Source organism: Neobacillus sp. Soil_C_43 (genome assembly GCF_057656715.1).
Genome location: NZ_JBDGJV010000028.1, coordinates 1 through 18,187, shown reverse-complemented (window position 1 = coordinate 18,187; position 18,187 = coordinate 1). Strand labels below are relative to the sequence as shown.

Below are 18,187 nucleotides of genomic sequence, written 5' to 3'. Positions count from 1 at the left end.
TGATAAATCAAAGACAAGTCAAACGACTTGTCTTTTTTGTTATATTAAGAAATTAATAAATGATACTAGTATGGACTATTGGAATAGTTATCTGAATCTAGCTCCAGCGCCTAGCCCCTCGGGTTAAATAACCTTCGGCGAGAAAAGTCAAAAGGCGGACTTTTCCCACCGAAGAACATTTGCCTGTCGGGGCTGAACGAGGCGCTTCCGCTTTTTGTCTTTATGATGTAATTTGCTTGAATATAGGAAATACCGTCGAACGATTATTTTCATTCATTCACTATTTTGACAAACTTCTAACCCTATTAATTTTATAATTATCTGAACGATGAAAGAATAGGGAGTGTGATTTATGGAAAAGACAAATGCAAGTTTCATAGAACCAATCAGAGAAGTCAACCTTCATTCGTCAAAATGGGATGTAGGGAGGGGACTGAAGAAAGTTCAATTCATGCTCGAGTCCTTTTTTATAAAAAAGGGTTTCCTCTTACTAATCGTCGGCTTTTTACTTGGCCGAGCTTTAATATTGGCGAAGTTAACCCCATTCTGTCTTCCCTTCTTTGCTTCTGTGTACTTAATTAAAAGGGATCGGGCACCGCTTGCCCTTATCGGACTGACTGTAGGGGCAGCTACTATCTCGTTAGGGAATGCCGCTTTTACCTTTATAGTCACCATTCTCTTTCTCGCTGTTTTTCGAATCAGCAGAAAATGGCTGACAAACGAAATGAAAGCCATGCCCTTCTTTGTCGGGATTATTTTAGGGTTAGGAAAACTAGCAGAAGCATTCATCTTAACTAAACAACTAACTGTGTATGACTTAATGATGGTAGGTGTACAAGCTAGTCTTTCATTTATTTTGACACTCATTTTTTTACAAAGCATTCCTCTATTAACCTTAAATAAACGTAGACAACTATTAAAAACAGAAGAAATTGTGTGCTTAATCATTATGCTGGCTTCCATTATGACGGGAACAATTGGCTGGAAGGTGTATGATTTGTCGATTGAGCATATTATGTCGAGATATTTGGTATTAGTGTTTTCCTTTATTGCAGGGGCCACGGTTGGCTCGACGGTTGGTGTCGTAACAGGCTTGATTTTTAGTCTTGCAAGTGTATCAAGCTTCTATCATATGAGCTTGCTTGCATTTTCAGGTGTGTTGGGCGGCCTGTTAAAAGAAGGAAAAAAAATAGGTGTATCCGCAGGGCTAATGATTTCCACTCTATTAATTGGTATGTATGGGGAGGGAGGAGGGTCCATCCTTTTAACGGTATTAGAATCGACGGCGGCTATTTTCTTATTCTTCATAACACCCCAAGTTTTCACTTCTAAATTAGCCAAGTATATTCCTGGTACGCCAGAATATACAGCTGAACAGCAAAAATATATGAGGAAAATGCGGGATGTAACGGCACAAAGGGTGTCGCAATTTTCCAGTGTATTTCATGCCTTATCAAAGAGCTTTTCCAAAATGGAAGTTCAGCCGGATGATAATGAAAATGACAGGGAAATGGATTACTTTATGAGCAATGTAACAGAAAGAACCTGTCAAACTTGTTTTAAAAAGGAACAATGCTGGGCGAAGAATTTTAATACAACCTATGCTTACATGGAAGAAATTATTCATGAAATGGATCAGAATGATGGGAATGTCTCTCCAAGATTATCAAGAGAGTGGGACAAGCATTGCACACGTTCGAAAAAAGTATTCGAAACAATTGGTCAGGAATTAACTTTCTTTCAAGCTAATCAAAGATTAAAGAAACAAGTCCAGGAAAGTCGTAAGCTGGTTGCCGACCAATTGTTAGGTGTGTCTGAAGTAATGGAGAACTTTGCAAAAGAAATCCAAAGGGAAAGGGAAAATCATCATAAGCAGGAAGAGTTAATTATGGAAGCACTCCAGGACTTCGGTATCCACATCGAACAAGTAGAAATTTATAGCCTTGAACAAGGGAATGTAGATATTGAGATGTCTGTCCCATTTTGTAATGGGCATGGTGAGTGCGAAAAATTAATTGCACCAATGTTATCAGATATTCTGGGGGAAACAATTGTAGTGAATAAGGAGGAATGTGCATCCTATCCGAGTGGATTCTGTCACGTAACGTTTCGTTCATCAAAAGCCTATACGGTTGAGACAGGAGTGGCACATGCTGCTAAGGATGGTGGATTGGTATCGGGGGACAGCTATTCAACGATTGAACTAGGTTTAGGCAAGTATGCCATTGCCATCAGTGATGGAATGGGAAATGGCGAAAGAGCTCATTATGAGAGTAAAGAAACACTGCTGTTACTACAAAAAATTCTCCAATCTGGAATTGAAGAAAAGGTAGCAATTAAATCGGTCAATTCGATACTTTCCCTTCGAACAACAGATGAAATATTTTCAACCTTGGATTTAGCGATGATTGACCTTAAAGATGCCTCGGCGAAGTTCTTGAAGATTGGATCTACACCAAGCTTTATTAAGAGGGGAAATAAGATTATAAAAATTCAGGCAAGCAATTTGCCGATGGGAATTCTTCAAGAGTTTGATGTGGATGTGGTCAGTGAGCAGCTTAAGGCCGGAGACTTACTAATTATGATGAGTGACGGAGTGTTTGAAGGGCCGAAGCATGTAGAGAATTATGATTTATGGATGAAGAGAAAAGTACAAGAATTACAGACAGATGACCCGCAAGAAGTTGCTGACTTAATCATGGAGGAGGTCATTCGATCAAGGTCAGGGCTAATCGAAGATGATATGACAGTTACGGTTGCAAAAATAAAACATAACACACCAAAATGGGCATCAATCCCTGTCTACAAAAAAAATGCATAGGAAATGTTTAAGTAATATGTTGTGTTAAAGGTCATGGTTGATTTTTGACACCCGGTTGATTGGAGCGGAAGGCACGAAGACTCCTGTGGGAGTAAGGTTCAGGGGAGCTCCGCAGGCGCTTTTCGCCGAGGAGGCTCGCCGAAACGCCCACGAACCGTTTGTGCCTGGAGCGGAAATCAACAGGACAAATTTATAAAACTAATAAAACCCTTGTGTGATGCCTATACACTTTAAACCGATTATTTTACCCACTCCCTAGGAAACTATGTATAAATCACCCTGAACCCGTCGAAAATGGTACCAATACGTTTATGGAGGGAGAAGGTTATGTACACAGGGAAAATACGCCAGATCCTATTGATAACAGATGGGTGCTCTAATCAAGGTGAAGATCCAATTGCTATGGCTGCTCTTGCGAAAGAACAAGGCATTACGGTAAATGTCATTGGTGTGGTTGAACAGGATATTATTGATGAAAAAGGTATGACAGAAATAGAAGGAATCGCGCTATCAGGTGGAGGAGTCAGCCAAATAGTCTATGCACAGGCTCTTTCTCAAACCGTCCAAATGGTTACTCGTAAAGCCATGAATCAAACCATCCAAGGAGTTGTGAACAGTCAATTAAAGCAAATCTTGGGCCGTTCACAAACAATGGAAGACTTGCCTCCGGAAAAACGAGGAGAAGTGATGGAAGTTGTTGATGAATTAGGAGAAACTGTCGAATTAGATGTGTTGATTCTTGTCGATACAAGCGCCAGCATGAAACATAAACTGCCAATGGTAAAAGAGGCGCTTTTTGACCTCTCTCTAAGCTTAAATGCTCGCTCAGGAGAAAATCAGTTTTCTGTTTATGTATTTCCCGGGAAAAAGAATGATGTCGAAAAATTGCTGGATTGGACACCAAAGATGCAATCTTTGACAAGTGTATTCTCCCAACTTTCGACAGGAGGAATTACACCGACGGGACCGGCATTGCGGACGGCTATTTCAGCATTTAATCAAAAACAATCTTTAAGGAGCCTGCTTTCACGTGATGATGAATCATACTTTGAAGAATCAATGTAAGGTGAGCCCCGGGACTGTCATTTCAGGGAAATGGCATTCAAATAACTATACAATTATAAAAGAGCTAGGATTTGGAGCAAATGGGGTCGTCTACCTTGCGAAACATAAAAACACTCAAGTAGCTTTAAAGATGAGTGATAACGGTATGTCGATTACCTCTGAGGTAAATGTATTAAAATCCTTTGCAAAGGTCCAGGGATCAACCCTCGGGCCTTCTTTACTTGATGTCGATGATTGGCAGAGTCCTCGCGCACGAATTTCCTTTTATGTCATGGAATATATCCAAGGTCCGGATTTGCTAACTTTTATTCGAGAAAAGGGCAAGTCGTGGTCAACGGTATTATTTATTCAGCTGCTTAAGGATTTAGACACGCTTCATGAAAACGGATGGGTATTTGGCGATTTAAAACCAGAAAATCTAATCGTTACCGGCCCGCCTCCGAAAATAAGGTGTATCGATGTGGGAGGTACCACCATTCAAGGGAGAGCCATTAAGGAATTTACGGAGTTTTTTGACCGAGGCTACTGGGGGTTAGGTTCAAGGAAAGCCGAACCTTCATATGATTTGTTTGCCGTAGCCATGATCATGATTAATACCGCTTATCCAAAACGTTTTAATAAAACAACTGGAGGAATACAGCAGTTAAAGGATGCGATCCGACAAAAGCCGGAGTTAACAAAATACGAAAAAATAATCCTGCGTGCGCTTCAAGGACAATACAGTAATGCTAAAAAGATGCGTGAGGATCTTTTAGAGCGAATGACTGATAAAAAATCAGATACTCCTCCTTTAAAATCATCTATGTCTACTCCAACTTCCTCAAACCAGATAAAAGGGGGATTGGCAAAGAATCAAAAACAAGTAACAAGGCAGACTTACCGAAAAAAGAAGAAAAAAAGCGGTTGGCTTGAGTTTTTAATCATTGCGGTCCTTTTAGGTGCTTTCTATGCTTGGTACACATTCGATAAATTACTATAAATAGTTGAAACCTTTTTGAGTTACAAACGTATTAAGAATGTATTCCTGCATTTATAATGCCTAAGTTTTGATAGTTATTTATGGTTAGTGGTAAGCTATTTGTATTCTAAATTTTTTTTTGCAAATACTTTGTTGTAAGGAAAGAGTGCCATACTATGTTGGAAACAAAGATTGAGGATTATCTTAATCGTCACTCGTTTCAATTAGATAACAAACAGATTGTTGTTGGAGTTTCAGGTGGGCCTGATTCCCTGGCACTGCTTCACTATCTGCATTCTCAAAAAGACAGGAAAAATCTTTCCATCGTTGTCGCCCATGTGGACCATATGTTCCGTGGAGAGGAGTCCTATGAGGACGCCATGTTTGTAAAAGGTTTCTGTCAAGAGTACGCTATTCCGTTTGAAATGAGACAGATTGATGTAACGAAAATAATGGATGCTACAGGAAAGAGTTCTCAAGTAGCAGCAAGAGAAGTGCGATACCAATTTTACTCAGAAATAATGGAGAAGTATAATTTCCACTATTTGGCCCTTGGTCATCACGGGGATGATCAGATTGAGACCATTCTCATGCGCTTAACTAGAGGTAGTTCTGGAAGAGCGAGAGCCGGGATTCCATTTACACGCACGTTTGGAAAAGGATTTATTTTTCGCCCGTTCCTTTCAGTGACAAAGGATGAAATCGAGTACTACTGTAAAAAACATGCATTAAAACCGAGGTTAGACCCTAGTAACTTGAAAAGTATCTATAGTAGAAATCGATTTCGCAAACAGGTTCTTCCTTTTTTAAAGGAGGAAAATAATCAAGTTCATGAGCATTTTCAGCGATTTAGCGAAGAATTACAAGGTGATGAAGTCTTCCTTTTGGAATTAACAAAAAAACAGATGAATTCCGTAATGACAAAAAGAGAAAAGGGCAAAATTACTATTGACATAAAAACATTTCTTGAAATGCCTTTACCTTTACAAAGGAGAGGTATTCAACTAATATTAAACTATCTTTACAAAGATAAGCCTGCTTCTCTTTCTGCCGTACATATCGACCAAGTATTTTCAATCATTCATCACCGTGAGCCTTCAGGTAAACTTGATTTCCCAAATGGTTTAAAAGTTATTCGCTCCTACCAGCAATTGTCGTTTCAATTTCAACAACATAAGGCTAAGCCTTATCGGATTGAAATCGAGGAACCAGGAATGGTTATGCTGCCAAATGGCGGGAGTATTCGATTCGATTATTTAGACGGGGAAAATCCTGAATTACATCATCCATTCACAGCCTTGTTTTATGCGGATGTGATCAAATGGCCGCTTGTCATCCGAACAAGGAAAAATGGTGATCGAATGACATTAAAGGGAATGCACGGATCAAAAAAAATAAAGGATATTTTTATTGATCAAAAGGTTCCTGTACAGGATAGGGATACATGGCCTGTAATAACCGATAGTGAAGATTGTATACTCTGGCTTCCAGGTTTAAAAAAATCTTCATTTGAAGGTATAGATTACAACGCTAAGCAATATATACTACTCACATACAATACGTAACGATCTTCTAGGGGGCACATTTTATGATGAATCAGGATATTGAAAAGGTGTTAGTTTCAGAAGAAGAAATTCAAGAAAAAATTAAAGACTTGGCTACACAGTTAACTGAAGAATATAAGGACCGTTTCCCGCTAGCAATCGGTGTTTTAAAAGGAGCAATGCCTTTTATGGCTGATTTACTGAAGCGGATGGACTGCTATCTAGAAATGGACTTTATGGATGTTTCAAGTTATGGTAGCGCCTTTGTTTCTTCAGGTGAAGTAAAAATCCTTAAGGATTTAGATACTTCTGTAGAAGGCAGAGACATATTAATTATTGAGGATATCATTGACAGTGGTTTAACTCTCAGCTACTTAGTAGATTTATTCCGCTACAGAAAAGCAAAATCAATCAAAATTGTTACTCTGCTTGATAAGCCTACAGGCAGAAAAAGTTCCATCCAAGCAGACTATGTAGGATTTATTGTTCCAGACGAGTTTGTTGTTGGATATGGATTGGATTATATTGAGAAATACCGCAATCTTCCATATATTGGGGTTTTGAAACCGGAAATATATAGCAATAATCAATAAATTTCATTGGAAATGGAATCATAATTCCTTCAACGGTGGGCTTTCAACACCCTATAGAATTGAGAGTAATTCCTTGAATTAGTAAGATTTTCTATGATACTATTTAATATAGTTTTTACCCTCGGGAGGAGGTAAGAGATGAATCGGATTTTCCGTAATACCATCTTTTATTTATTGATATTTTTAGTCATTATTGGTGTAGTAAGCTTCTTTAACGGAAGCAATGAGACTACGACTCGTTTAACGTATGATAAGTTTGTTCAAAAGCTCGAAAACGGGGAAGTGAAATCTTTCTCCATGCAGCCTGAACGGGGTGTATTTGAAGTTCGGGGCGAGGATAAAGCAAGTAAGAAGTTTATCACTTACGTACCAAACAGTGAGAAGATTCTTGATCGGATAGATAAGTCAGGGAAAGATGTAGAAGTGATGCCGGCTAAAGAAACGAGCGGCTGGGTTACCTTCTTTACTTCCATTATTCCGTTCGTGATTATCTTTATTTTATTCTTCTTCTTATTAAACCAAGCTCAAGGCGGCGGAAGCCGAGTAATGAACTTCGGAAAAAGTAAGGCTAAGCTTTATAATGATGATAAGAAAAAGGTTCGTTTTAGAGATGTAGCTGGTGCAGACGAGGAAAAGGCAGAATTAGTTGAGGTGGTTGAATTCCTAAAAGACCCTCGCAAATTTGCTGAGCTTGGCGCCAGAATTCCAAAAGGTGTTCTTTTAGTAGGACCTCCAGGAACAGGTAAAACATTGTTAGCAAGAGCAACTGCTGGTGAAGCAGGAGTCCCTTTCTTTTCAATAAGTGGTTCTGACTTCGTTGAAATGTTTGTTGGGGTTGGAGCTTCCCGTGTGCGTGACTTATTTGAAAATGCTAAGAAAAATGCACCATGTATCATTTTCATTGATGAAATTGATGCTGTAGGACGTCAGCGTGGAGCCGGACTTGGCGGTGGACATGACGAACGTGAACAAACCTTGAATCAGCTATTAGTTGAAATGGATGGTTTCGGTGCGAATGAAGGAATTATCATTGTTGCGGCGACTAACCGTGCAGACATTCTTGATCCTGCGTTGTTACGTCCAGGACGTTTTGACCGCCAAATTACGGTGGATCGTCCTGATGTTATTGGTCGTGAGGCTGTATTAAAAGTCCATGCTCGTAATAAGCCTTTAGATGAATCAGTAAACTTAAAGAATATTGCTATGCGTACACCTGGTTTTTCAGGTGCCGATTTAGAAAACTTATTGAATGAGGCAGCCCTTGTTGCAGCCCGTAGCAGTAAGAAGAAAATCGACATGGAAGATATTGATGAAGCAACAGACCGAGTGATTGCAGGCCCGGCTAAGAAGAGCAGGGTTATTTCGGAAAAAGAACGTAATATTGTTGCTTTCCACGAAGGTGGTCATACGGTTATTGGATTAGTGCTTGATGAAGCGGATATGGTTCACAAGGTTACAATCGTTCCTCGTGGGCAAGCTGGTGGATATGCTGTCATGCTTCCAAGAGAAGACCGTTACTTTATGACTAAACCAGAATTACTTGATAAAATTGTTGGTCTATTAGGTGGACGTGTTGCTGAGGAAATCGTTTTTGGAGAAGTAAGTACGGGTGCGCATAATGACTTCCAACGTGCGACCAGTATTGCTCGTAAAATGGTAACTGAATACGGAATGAGTGATAAACTTGGACCACTTCAGTTTGGTCAAGGTCAAGGCGGTCAAGTATTCTTAGGCCGTGACATCCATAATGAACAAAATTACTCTGATGCGATTGCTTACGAAATCGACCTTGAAATCCAAAGAATTATTAAAGAGTGTTATGAAAGAGCTAGAAAGATTCTTACTGAGAATCGTGATAAGCTTGATTTGATTGCTAAGACTCTACTTGAAGTAGAAACGCTTGTTGCTGAACAAATCAAATACTTGGTTGAACATGGTCATATGCCAGATCCTTCTCTTCACTTAGATGCTGTGAAGATTGGACCGAAGAATGATGTGAAGGTAAACATCAGCACGAAAAAGGAAGAGGCACCTAAAGAAGAAAAATCCTTTTTAGATACTCCTCCAGATGACATCGATTATAAGTAAACTACGAAAGAGTGCTTCTCTGAAGCACTCTTTTTTTTCATCTATATTTATTTATGGTATGATGTTTCCGAGTAATGAAAAGTAAAGAAAAATCGGTAAAGTGAGTGATAGATTTGATTTTCGTATTTGATGTAGGAAATACAAATATCGTATTAGGTGTATATCATGGGGATGAACTTAAATATCATTGGCGGATAGAGACAAACCGAAATCGTACAGAAGACGAATTTGGTATGAATATAAAAGCATTGTTTGATCATTCTGGTCTATCTTTTACCGATATTGATGGTATTATTATTTCTTCTGTCGTACCACCAATCATGTTTGCACTAGAAAGAATGTGTCAAAAGTATTTCCATATAAAGCCGCTAGTAGTGGGGCCTGGAATTAAGACGGGACTTAATATTAAATATGAAAACCCAAGAGAAGTGGGTGCAGACCGTATTGTAAATGCGGTGGCAGCGATTCATGAATATGGAAGTCCGCTCATTATTGTTGATTTCGGTACAGCTACTACCTATTGTTATGTGAATGAAGAGCGTCAATATATGGGAGGAGCGATTGCTCCTGGGGTGGGCATTTCTACAGAAGCGTTATACTCAAGGGCTGCCAAGTTGCCCCGGATTGAAATCGCTCGACCTGAAGGTGTTATCGGTAAAAATACGGTCGCAGCGATGCAAGCAGGTATTGTTTATGGGTATGTAGGACAAGTAGAAGGCGTCGTTAAGAGGATGATGGAACAAGGTGGTAAGAGACCAACAGTGATTGCCACAGGTGGCCTTGCCAATTTAATTGCCCAAGAGTCCACGATTATTGATATAGTCGATCCATTTTTAACTTTAAAAGGATTGCAGCTTATCTATAAGCGTAATATGGGATAACCTAAGGTTTAGCAGCGTAGAAGGGAGTTTTACCATGAGTGATTATTTAGTTAAGGCGTTAGCCTGTGATGGAAATATACGAGCATATGCAGTAAGAACAACGGAAACTATCCGAGAGGCACAAGAGCGTCATCAAACCTGGAGGACTGCATCAGCGGCACTTGGCCGCACGTTGACCGCAGGAGTCATGATGGGAGCTATGCTTAAAGGCGAGGATAAGCTTACTATTAAAATTAACGGTGGCGGTCCACTGGGTCCGATCGTAGTTGACAGCAACGCGAAAGGAGAAGTCCGTGGGTATGTAACAAATCCAGAGGTTGATTTTGAATCGAATGAGCATGGTAAGCTTGATGTCCGCCGCGCGGTCGGAACAGACGGGATGTTAGCAGTAGTGAAGGATATTGGCCTACGTGATTTCTTCTCTGGGCAGGTTCCTCTTGTATCTGGAGAATTGGGTGAGGACTTTACGTATTATTTTGCAACCTCTGAGCAGGTACCATCTTCTGTTGGTGTCGGTGTGCTGGTTAATCCAGACGATACAATCTTAGCAGCGGGTGGGTTTATTTTTCAACTAATGCCAGGAACCCCTGAATCTGTTATTTCACAAGTGGAGGAACGGTTAAATACCATTCCACCTGTTTCCAAATTAATTGAGCAAGGGTTAACACCTGAGGAGATTTTAGCGGAGTTATTCGGAAAAGAACAGGTAAAGATATTAGAAAAGATGCCTGTTCAATTCGCGTGTAACTGCTCGAAGGATCGATTTTCCAATGCAATCATTGGATTAGGTAAAGTTGAAATTGGTGCTATGATTGAGGAAGACGGCCAAGCGGAAGCTCATTGTCACTTCTGTAATGAGAAATATCTTTTCACTAAAGAAGAACTAGAAGAAATGAAAAAGGAAGCTAAATAAGCATTCCTAGGGGGAAAGAGATTGGGGAAGAAGCAGCTTTGGATGGTAATTGCTGCCCTTATTTTGGTGAATGTTCTAACGGTTGTTTTTTTTCAGTCGAAGGTGAAAGAAGCAAGCGGGGCAGCGATGAGCGAGGAAACCGTTGCGACAGTGGGAAAAGCGTCTATTTCCAGGCAGGATTGGCTCAATGAATTAGAAGCTAAATATGGAAAAGACGTCTTAAAGGAAATGATCGATCAGAAGGTTGTTACAGAAACAGCGGCTAAGTACAAAATAAAAATTTCAGATCAAGAGGTTGAGCGTGAATTTAGAATGCTCCAATCCACTGTAGATCCACTTAGTCAAAAAAATCATGCAAGCGAGAAGAAGTGGAAAGAAGAAATACGCAACACCCTTCTGTTAGAAGAACTTTTAACAAGAGATGTGGACGTTTCTTCAAAAGAATTAAAAAGGTATTATGAGAAAAATAAAGACCTTTTCAATATCCCTACTGCCTATCACTTATCACATATTATTGTAAAAACAAAAAATGAAGCAACAAAAGCATCAAAAGAGTTAGCGCATGGATCTAGTTTTTCTGCGTTGGCGATGGAACGCTCAATTGATGAATTCTCAGCTAATGAAGGCGGAGATATTGGGTATATTACGGAAGAGGATGAACGGTATCCCCAAAAATATATAGAAACAGCTAAAAAGCTTAAAAAGGGTGCATACAGTAAACCAATAAAGGTGAATGATGGGTACGTCTTAATTAAGCTAGAAGGAAAGCTTAGCGGAAAAAGTTATTCCTTTGATGAAGTGAAAGAACAAATCCGCAGGCAAATAGCCCTAGAGCAAATGAAGACACCTGCTACCGCTTCGACTTTTTGGGATGAGGTTGAGGTAAAATGGTTTTATGGAAAAGATAAAAATAAAGAGTAAATCATGGTAAAAAACACAGCAAAATGTCTGTGTTTTTCTTTTACGAAATTTGCGGAAAATTTCATAATTTTAACGAGCTAAAACGATTGACAAAACAAGTATAAAACTGGTAAATTCATTATAAATCCAATAAAAATACTCGGAATAGAGGTGCCAATATGGTTCGCGTTGCAAATTCAGTTGCCGAATTAGTCGGCCAAACTCCTATTGTAAAATTAAACAGATTAGTAGATGAAAATAGTGCTGAGGTTTACTTAAAGCTGGAATATTTCAATCCTGGCAGCAGTGTAAAGGATCGTATCGCATTAGCCATGATTGAAGCGGCTGAGGAAAAAGGGTTAATTAAACCAGGCGTAGATACAATTATTGAACCTACAAGTGGTAATACTGGTATCGGTCTTGCTATGATTGCTGCTGCGAAGGGATATAAAGCAGTATTTGTAATGCCAGAGACAATGAGCTTAGAAAGACGGAACCTGCTTCGCGCTTATGGTGCTGAACTAGTGTTAACGCCAGGTCCTGAAGGGATGAAAGGGGCAATTGCTAAGGCAGAAGAACTTGTAAAGGAACATGGTTACTTCTTACCACAGCAATTTAAGAATGAAGCGAACCCAGAAGTTCACAGAAGAACAACAGGAAAAGAGATTGCTGAGCAAATGGATCAATTGGATGCATTTATTTCAGGAATTGGAACGGGTGGAACGATTTCAGGAGCAGGAAGTGTGCTTCGTGAAAAATTCCCAGAAGTTACAATCTATGCGGTAGAGCCACAGGATTCTCCGGTATTATCAGGTGGTAAACCAGGTCCGCATAAGCTTCAAGGACTTGGAGCAGGATTTATTCCTGACACCTTAAATACAAATATCTACGACGAGATTATAAAAGTTGGAACAGAAGAAGCTTTTGAAGCATCGCGCCGAGCAGCTAAAGAAGAAGGAATTCTTGGCGGAATCTCTTCAGGTGCAGCTATTCACGCAGCAATCGAAGTGGCAAAGAAACTTGGAAAAGGTAAAAAGGTCCTTGCGATTATTCCAGACAACGGTGAGCGTTACTTAAGTACTCCGTTGTACCAATATGACGCAGAGTAACTAGAAAAGCGGAAGCGCCTTGTTCAGCCCCGACAGGCAAATGTTCTTCGGCAAAAAAGTCCGCACTTTGACTTTTTAGCCGTAGGTTATTTGACCCAGAGGGGCTAGGCGCTGGAGCTGGACAGTTATCCAGGTTAAATGAATTTTATTAAAGTAGAGAGACGCATTGGCCATTGCCAGTGCTCTTTTTTTGCATGAAAAATGAAACAATTATTAATTTCATGTATGATAAAGGGAGTGAAAAATTTTTGCTAGGAGGAATTGGGTTGAACACACACCTAAGACAAATTCATTGTGGACCTTATACCTTAGACTTTACAAAGAAAACTATGATAATGGGAATTCTAAATGTCACTCCAGATTCCTTCTCTGATGGCGGAAAATATAATCATATTGAAAATGCGATTGAATATGCCAAAGAAATGGTAGCGAATGGTGCGGATATTATCGATATTGGCGGAGAATCAACTCGACCAGGCTTTGCAGCTGTTCCTGTAGAGGAAGAGTTAGAAAGAGTCATCCCTATCATTAAGGCGATCTCAGAGCATGTCCAAGTACCAATTTCCATTGATACCTATAAAGCCGAAGTTGCCAAACAGGCCATTGAAGCAGGCGCTCATATTATTAATGATATTTGGGGAGCAAAGGCTGATGAGCAAATGGCCCCTGTGGCTGCTCAATATGATGTTCCCATTGTGTTAATGCATAATCGGCATGACCGGAACTATCGTTTTTTCATGAGAGATGTTATAAATGACCTTTTTGAAAGTATTGCTATTGCAAAAAACGCTGGAGTAAGAGATGAAAATATTATCCTCGATCCAGGTATCGGATTTGCGCGGGATTATCACGAAAATGTGCTGACAATGCAAAATTTAGATAAATTAGTGATGCTAGGCTATCCTGTGCTTCTAGGGACCTCAAGAAAATCGTTCATTGGACAAGCATTAAATCTCCCTGTTGATGAAAGAATGGAAGGTACGGGAGCAACTGTTTGTTACGGAATACAAAAAGGCTGCCAAATCATTCGAGTGCATGATATTAAAGAAATGAGTAGAATGGCAAAAATGATGGATGTACTAATGGGAAAGGGTGAAGTACTTGGATAAAATATTTGTCAACAGGATGGAATTTTACGGGTACCATGGTGTGTTTCCTGAGGAGAACCGATTAGGACAACGTTTTGCTGTTGATTTATCAGTGACAGTCGATTTGAAAAAAGCAGGAGAAACGGATGAGCTTGAGCATTCCGTCAATTATGGTGAACTTTATCAAGTGTGCAAAGAAATAGTTGAGGGAAAACCATATAAGTTGGTGGAAGCTGTTGCAGAAAGAATTGCTAGCAGTGTGTTGAAGCAATTTCCTTTAGTTTTAGATGTAACGGTAAAGGTCATTAAGCCAGACCCGCCTATTCCGGGTCACTATCAGTCTGTAGCCGTAGAAATTACGAGGAGAAGATAAAAGTGGAAAATACAGCATTTATTGCCCTTGGTTCTAACATAGGAAACCGCTATGTTAATCTAATGAGTGCTATTAAACATTTAGTAGATTATTCACAGATAGAACTAGTAAATTATTCCTCGATCTACGAAACAGACCCTGTCGGCTATGAAGACCAGGATCTATTTTTAAATATGGTAATCGAGATTCAAACAACATTTAGTGCAATGGAACTATTAGAAGTATGCCTAAAAACAGAATTAGAACTTGGCAGAAAAAGGGAAATAAAATGGGGGCCACGCACAATTGACCTTGACATTCTCCTTTATAACCAAGAAAATATTGAAACAGAGAAGCTAATCGTTCCGCATCCGAGAATGATAGAGCGGGCGTTTGTAATGATACCACTTTTAGAAACAAATCGTGACATCAGTATTCCAGAAATGGAAAAACCTCTTGCAGCATGGTTAAATGCTATACCTGATAAAGAAGGAGTCCGAATATGGAAGCAGAAAAATGGGGAAGACGTATTCGAGCCTATCGAAAGCTAAAAGGTTTTACACAAGAAGGCTTCTCGAAGGAACTAGGTGTATCCGTGTCAATACTAGGAGAGATCGAAAGGGGAAATCGTCTGCCGGCAGACGATTTACTACAGCGAATCGCACACTCCTTAAAAATAACGATAGAAGATCTAATGCCAAAAGAATAGGAGGTCGCTTTATGTTGAAAATAGGCAACCTTGAAATAAAGAATCCAGTTGTCCTAGCGCCGATGGCTGGGGTATGTAACTCAGCATTCCGTTTAACGGTAAAGGAATTCGGTGCAGGTTTAGTCTGTGCTGAGATGGTAAGTGACAAAGGGATCGTTCTTAAAAACGAAAAAACGATGAATATGCTCTATATCGATGAGCGCGAAAAACCACTAAGCTTGCAAATTTTTGGTGGTGAGAAGGAAACGCTCGTTGAGGCGGCAAAGTTTGTTGATAAAAATACGAACGCGGATATTATTGATATTAATATGGGTTGTCCGGTTCCAAAAATTACGAAATGTGACGCAGGAGCAAAATGGCTGCTTGACCCGAATAAAATCTATGAGATGGTATCTGCTGTTGTGGCTGAGGTAGAAAAGCCAGTTACCGTTAAAATGCGCATGGGCTGGGATGAAGAGCATATTTTTGCGGTTAAAAATGCCCAGGCTGTGGAGCGTGCGGGCGGAAAGGCGGTTGCTCTTCACGGTCGTACACGTGTTCAAATGTATGAAGGAAAAGCAAACTGGGATATTATTCGAGAAGTAAAACAATCTGTTAACATTCCTGTTATCGGTAACGGTGACGTGCAAACGCCACAGGATGCGAAGAGAATGTTAGATGAAACAGGTGTGGATGGGGTTATGATCGGTAGAGCCGCGCTAGGTGATCCTTGGATGATTTATCGCACTGTTCAGTATTTAGAAACAGGTAAATTAATGCCAGAGCCTTCTGTTCGTGAAAAAATAGATGTGTGTATCCTGCATTTAGATCGGTTAATTGCACTTAAAGATGAGTATATTGCAGTTCGAGAAATGCGTAAGCATGCAGCTTGGTATTTAAAAGGCGTACGTGGAAATGGAAGAGTCCGCAATGCCATTAATGAGTGTAATACAAGAGAAGACTTAGTCATCCTTCTTAATGGATTAGTCGCTGAGGTCGAAGAAATAGAACAAAGTGAATTAATCGTAGGTTAGTTTGACATCTAATCTATCTTTTTCTATACTATTTTTGATTATAATGAAGGAGGATGTCCCAAAGGGTCTGACCTCACGTTTAACACTCATATATAGTCGCCTTTTATGAGAAGTTCAGCGATATGTTGAGGTTGTGGGGTCTGACACTTTGTTTTGGGGCATCCTCTTTTTATTCTATATATGAACTTTTTTGATGTCTGAATTCTTAAGTTTGTGTAAAATAATATAGTATGTAAAAAAAGTGATAATGCGTGGATTTGTTTAGCGTTTTACATAATAAAAGAATAAATGGAGTTGATTGCATTGAGTCAGGAAGAATTAAATGACCAATTGAGGGTCAGACGCGAAAAAATGAATAGCATGCGTGAACATGGTCTTGATCCATTCGGTAAGCGATATGACCGTTCTCACAGCGCAGTGGAATTAATTAATCAGTACGGAGAAGTTGAAAAAGATGAACTTGAGACAAAGAATGTATCTGTCTCTCTTGCTGGTCGTATTATGACTAAGCGTGGTAAGGGTAAGGCGGGATTTGCTCATATTCAAGATTTAACTGGTCAAATTCAAGTCTATGTTCGTCAGGATACGATTGGGGAAGAATCCTATAAGATCTTCGATTCTGCTGATTTAGGTGATATTATTGGAATAACTGGTACCCTATTTAAAACAAAAGTTGGCGAGCTTTCTGTAAAAGTAGAGACCTTTGAATTCCTAACAAAAGCATTGCGCCCACTTCCGGATAAGTTCCACGGTTTAAAGGATGTTGAACAACGTTACCGCCAGCGTTATTTGGATCTAATCATGAGCCAAGAGAGCAAGGCGACCTTTATTGCAAGAAGCCGTATTATCCAATCTATGCGTCGCTATTTAGATGACCATGGTTATTTAGAGGTTGAAACACCGATGATGCATTCGATTGCTGGTGGAGCATCTGCAAGACCTTTCATTACGCATCATAATGCATTAGATATGCCGTTATTTATGAGGATTGCCATCGAGCTTCACTTAAAGCGCCTAATCGTCGGTGGACTTGAAAAGGTATATGAAATCGGCCGTGTATTCAGAAATGAGGGTGTGTCTACACGTCACAACCCGGAATTCACCATGATTGAGTTATACGAAGCGTATGCAGATTACAGAGACATCATGAGCCTAACAGAAAATCTAATTGCTCATATTGCTCAAGAGGTAGTAGGGACAACAACTATCCAATATGGTGAATATGAAGTAGATCTTAAACCTGAGTGGAAGAGATTACACATGGTAGATGCGATTAAAGAATATACCGGTGTAGATTTCTGGAAAGAAATGAGTATAGAAGAGGCACGTCAACATGCCAAAGAACATGGAGTGGAGATTAACGACAATATGCTCTATGGCCATATTGTTAATGAGTTCTTTGAACAAAAAGTTGAGGAAAAACTGATTCAACCTACCTTTATATATGGTCATCCAGTAGAGATTTCACCATTAGCAAAGAAAAATGAGGAAGACCCTAGATTTACAGATCGCTTCGAATTGTTTATCGTTGCTCGTGAGCATGCAAATGCCTTTACTGAGTTGAATGATCCAATTGACCAAAGAGAACGTTTTGAAGCGCAATTAAAAGAGCGTGAGCAAGGTAACGACGAAGCCCATATGATGGATGAAGATTTCGTAGAAGCATTAGAATATGGAATGCCACCAACAGGTGGTTTAGGAATTGGTATCGACCGTATAGTAATGTTGTTAACTAATTCACCATCTATTCGTGACGTTCTATTATTCCCATTAATGCGTCATCGTTAATTGCAGTAAAAGTGCCGGATAAAACCGGCACTTTCCTTTTGTATTATTTGTATGAATATTTTTACTTTGTATAAATAGCAATAAAAGCGAAAAAGGCTATTGCACCTAATCATTATTGGTGGTATATTAATATCTGTTGCTGCGAGACAGTAACTTAGTAAGAAAAAAGAAGTTAAAAAAGTTATTGACTTTCAGTTAGTAACTTGGTAAGATAATAAAGTCGCTTTTGAGCGATAAAGACATTGTTCTTTGAAAACTAAACAAACAAAAACGTCAACAAACAAAAAATATTAGTTTCTTATGAAACTAAGCCAACGTAACAAAATGAGCTAATCAACTTTCTTGGAGAGTTTGATCCTGGCTCA

General features: G+C 39.5%; 16 protein-coding genes. All 16 read left to right on the top strand.

The features are described from left to right. Nucleotides 1-352: 352 nt before the first annotated feature. The 16 genes from spoIIE (at nt 353) to lysS (ending at nt 17,822) form a co-directional block, all read left to right on the top strand. Nucleotides 353-2,821 carry a stage II sporulation protein E gene (gene spoIIE / locus AC3A54_RS24180; protein WP_487656520.1) on the top strand — a complete coding sequence of 823 codons (2,469 nt, stop codon included), beginning with the start codon at nt 353-355 and terminating at the stop codon, nt 2,819-2,821. A gap of 327 nt (nt 2,822-3,148) precedes the next feature. Beyond that, nucleotides 3,149-3,886, top strand: coding sequence for a VWA domain-containing protein (locus AC3A54_RS24175; protein WP_308081609.1), 738 nt, complete (start codon nt 3,149-3,151; stop codon nt 3,884-3,886). Next, nucleotides 3,855-4,865, top strand: a complete 1,011-nt coding sequence (locus tag AC3A54_RS24170) for a protein kinase domain-containing protein (protein ID WP_487656532.1) — start codon at nt 3,855-3,857, stop codon at nt 4,863-4,865. Before AC3A54_RS24175 ends, AC3A54_RS24170 begins: the two co-directional genes overlap by 32 nt. A 155-nt stretch (nt 4,866-5,020) precedes the next feature. After that, on the top strand, nt 5,021-6,409 hold the full coding sequence (gene tilS, locus AC3A54_RS24165; RefSeq protein ID WP_487656519.1) for a tRNA lysidine(34) synthetase TilS: 1,389 nt from the start codon (nt 5,021-5,023) through the stop codon (nt 6,407-6,409). 26 nt (nt 6,410-6,435) lie between these two features. Beyond that, nucleotides 6,436-6,981: a hypoxanthine phosphoribosyltransferase gene (hpt, locus tag AC3A54_RS24160; RefSeq protein ID WP_438825648.1), complete on the top strand. Its 546-nt coding sequence runs from the start codon at nt 6,436-6,438 to the stop codon at nt 6,979-6,981. A 138-nt stretch (nt 6,982-7,119) separates the two neighbouring features. Beyond that, a complete protein-coding gene (gene ftsH, locus AC3A54_RS24155; RefSeq protein WP_335546494.1) occupies nt 7,120-9,069 on the top strand; it encodes an ATP-dependent zinc metalloprotease FtsH in 1,950 nt (649 codons plus the stop codon). Nucleotides 9,070-9,182: 113 nt separating this feature from the next. After that, nucleotides 9,183-9,950: a type III pantothenate kinase gene (locus tag AC3A54_RS24150; protein ID WP_487656518.1), complete on the top strand. Its 768-nt coding sequence runs from the start codon at nt 9,183-9,185 to the stop codon at nt 9,948-9,950. 34 nt (nt 9,951-9,984) lie between these two features. Beyond that, the gene (gene hslO, locus AC3A54_RS24145; RefSeq protein WP_487656517.1) at nt 9,985-10,863 is read left to right on the top strand and encodes an Hsp33 family molecular chaperone HslO; all 879 of its coding nucleotides are present in this window, start codon (nt 9,985-9,987) and stop codon (nt 10,861-10,863) included. Nucleotides 10,864-10,884: 21 nt separating this feature from the next. Then, a complete protein-coding gene (locus AC3A54_RS24140; RefSeq protein WP_487656516.1) occupies nt 10,885-11,784 on the top strand; it encodes a peptidyl-prolyl cis-trans isomerase in 900 nt (299 codons plus the stop codon). Between the two features lie 158 nt (nt 11,785-11,942). Next, complete coding sequence (gene cysK / locus AC3A54_RS24135; protein WP_335546488.1) at nt 11,943-12,872, top strand: cysteine synthase A; 930 nt, start codon at nt 11,943-11,945, stop codon at nt 12,870-12,872. Nucleotides 12,873-13,201: 329 nt separating this feature from the next. Continuing rightward, entirely contained in the window at nt 13,202-13,981 is a 780-nt protein-coding gene (gene folP / locus AC3A54_RS24130; protein ID WP_487656531.1) for a dihydropteroate synthase, read from the top strand. Beyond that, a complete protein-coding gene (gene folB / locus AC3A54_RS24125) occupies nt 13,974-14,333 on the top strand; it encodes a dihydroneopterin aldolase (protein ID WP_308081601.1) in 360 nt (119 codons plus the stop codon). The genes folP and folB overlap by 8 nt, the downstream gene beginning before the upstream one ends. 2 nt (nt 14,334-14,335) lie before the next feature. Next, nucleotides 14,336-14,863: a 2-amino-4-hydroxy-6-hydroxymethyldihydropteridine diphosphokinase gene (gene folK, locus AC3A54_RS24120; RefSeq protein WP_487656515.1), complete on the top strand. Its 528-nt coding sequence runs from the start codon at nt 14,336-14,338 to the stop codon at nt 14,861-14,863. Then, nucleotides 14,815-15,021, top strand: a complete 207-nt coding sequence (locus AC3A54_RS24115; protein ID WP_308081599.1) for a helix-turn-helix domain-containing protein — start codon at nt 14,815-14,817, stop codon at nt 15,019-15,021. Before folK ends, AC3A54_RS24115 begins: the two co-directional genes overlap by 49 nt. Nucleotides 15,022-15,032: 11 nt before the next feature. Continuing rightward, complete coding sequence (gene dusB, locus AC3A54_RS24110) at nt 15,033-16,034, top strand: tRNA dihydrouridine synthase DusB (RefSeq protein ID WP_335546485.1); 1,002 nt, start codon at nt 15,033-15,035, stop codon at nt 16,032-16,034. Nucleotides 16,035-16,337: 303 nt separating this feature from the next. Next, nucleotides 16,338-17,822: a lysine--tRNA ligase gene (gene lysS, locus AC3A54_RS24105; RefSeq protein ID WP_487656514.1), complete on the top strand. Its 1,485-nt coding sequence runs from the start codon at nt 16,338-16,340 to the stop codon at nt 17,820-17,822. The last annotated feature ends 365 nt before the right edge of the window (nt 17,823-18,187 follow it).

Coding starts and splice junctions, on each gene's coding strand:
- spoIIE (WP_487656520.1), top strand. CDS start 353: ATGGAAAAGACAAATGCAAGTTTCATAGAACCAATCAGAGAAGTCAAC.
- AC3A54_RS24175 (WP_308081609.1), top strand. CDS start 3,149: ATGTACACAGGGAAAATACGCCAGATCCTATTGATAACAGATGGGTGC.
- AC3A54_RS24170 (WP_487656532.1), top strand. CDS start 3,855: ATGATGAATCATACTTTGAAGAATCAATGTAAGGTGAGCCCCGGGACT.
- tilS (WP_487656519.1), top strand. CDS start 5,021: ATGTTGGAAACAAAGATTGAGGATTATCTTAATCGTCACTCGTTTCAA.
- hpt (WP_438825648.1), top strand. CDS start 6,436: ATGAATCAGGATATTGAAAAGGTGTTAGTTTCAGAAGAAGAAATTCAA.
- ftsH (WP_335546494.1), top strand. CDS start 7,120: ATGAATCGGATTTTCCGTAATACCATCTTTTATTTATTGATATTTTTA.
- hslO (WP_487656517.1), top strand. CDS start 9,985: ATGAGTGATTATTTAGTTAAGGCGTTAGCCTGTGATGGAAATATACGA.
- cysK (WP_335546488.1), top strand. CDS start 11,943: ATGGTTCGCGTTGCAAATTCAGTTGCCGAATTAGTCGGCCAAACTCCT.
- folP (WP_487656531.1), top strand. CDS start 13,202: ATGATAATGGGAATTCTAAATGTCACTCCAGATTCCTTCTCTGATGGC.
- AC3A54_RS24115 (WP_308081599.1), top strand. CDS start 14,815: ATGGAAGCAGAAAAATGGGGAAGACGTATTCGAGCCTATCGAAAGCTA.
- dusB (WP_335546485.1), top strand. CDS start 15,033: ATGTTGAAAATAGGCAACCTTGAAATAAAGAATCCAGTTGTCCTAGCG.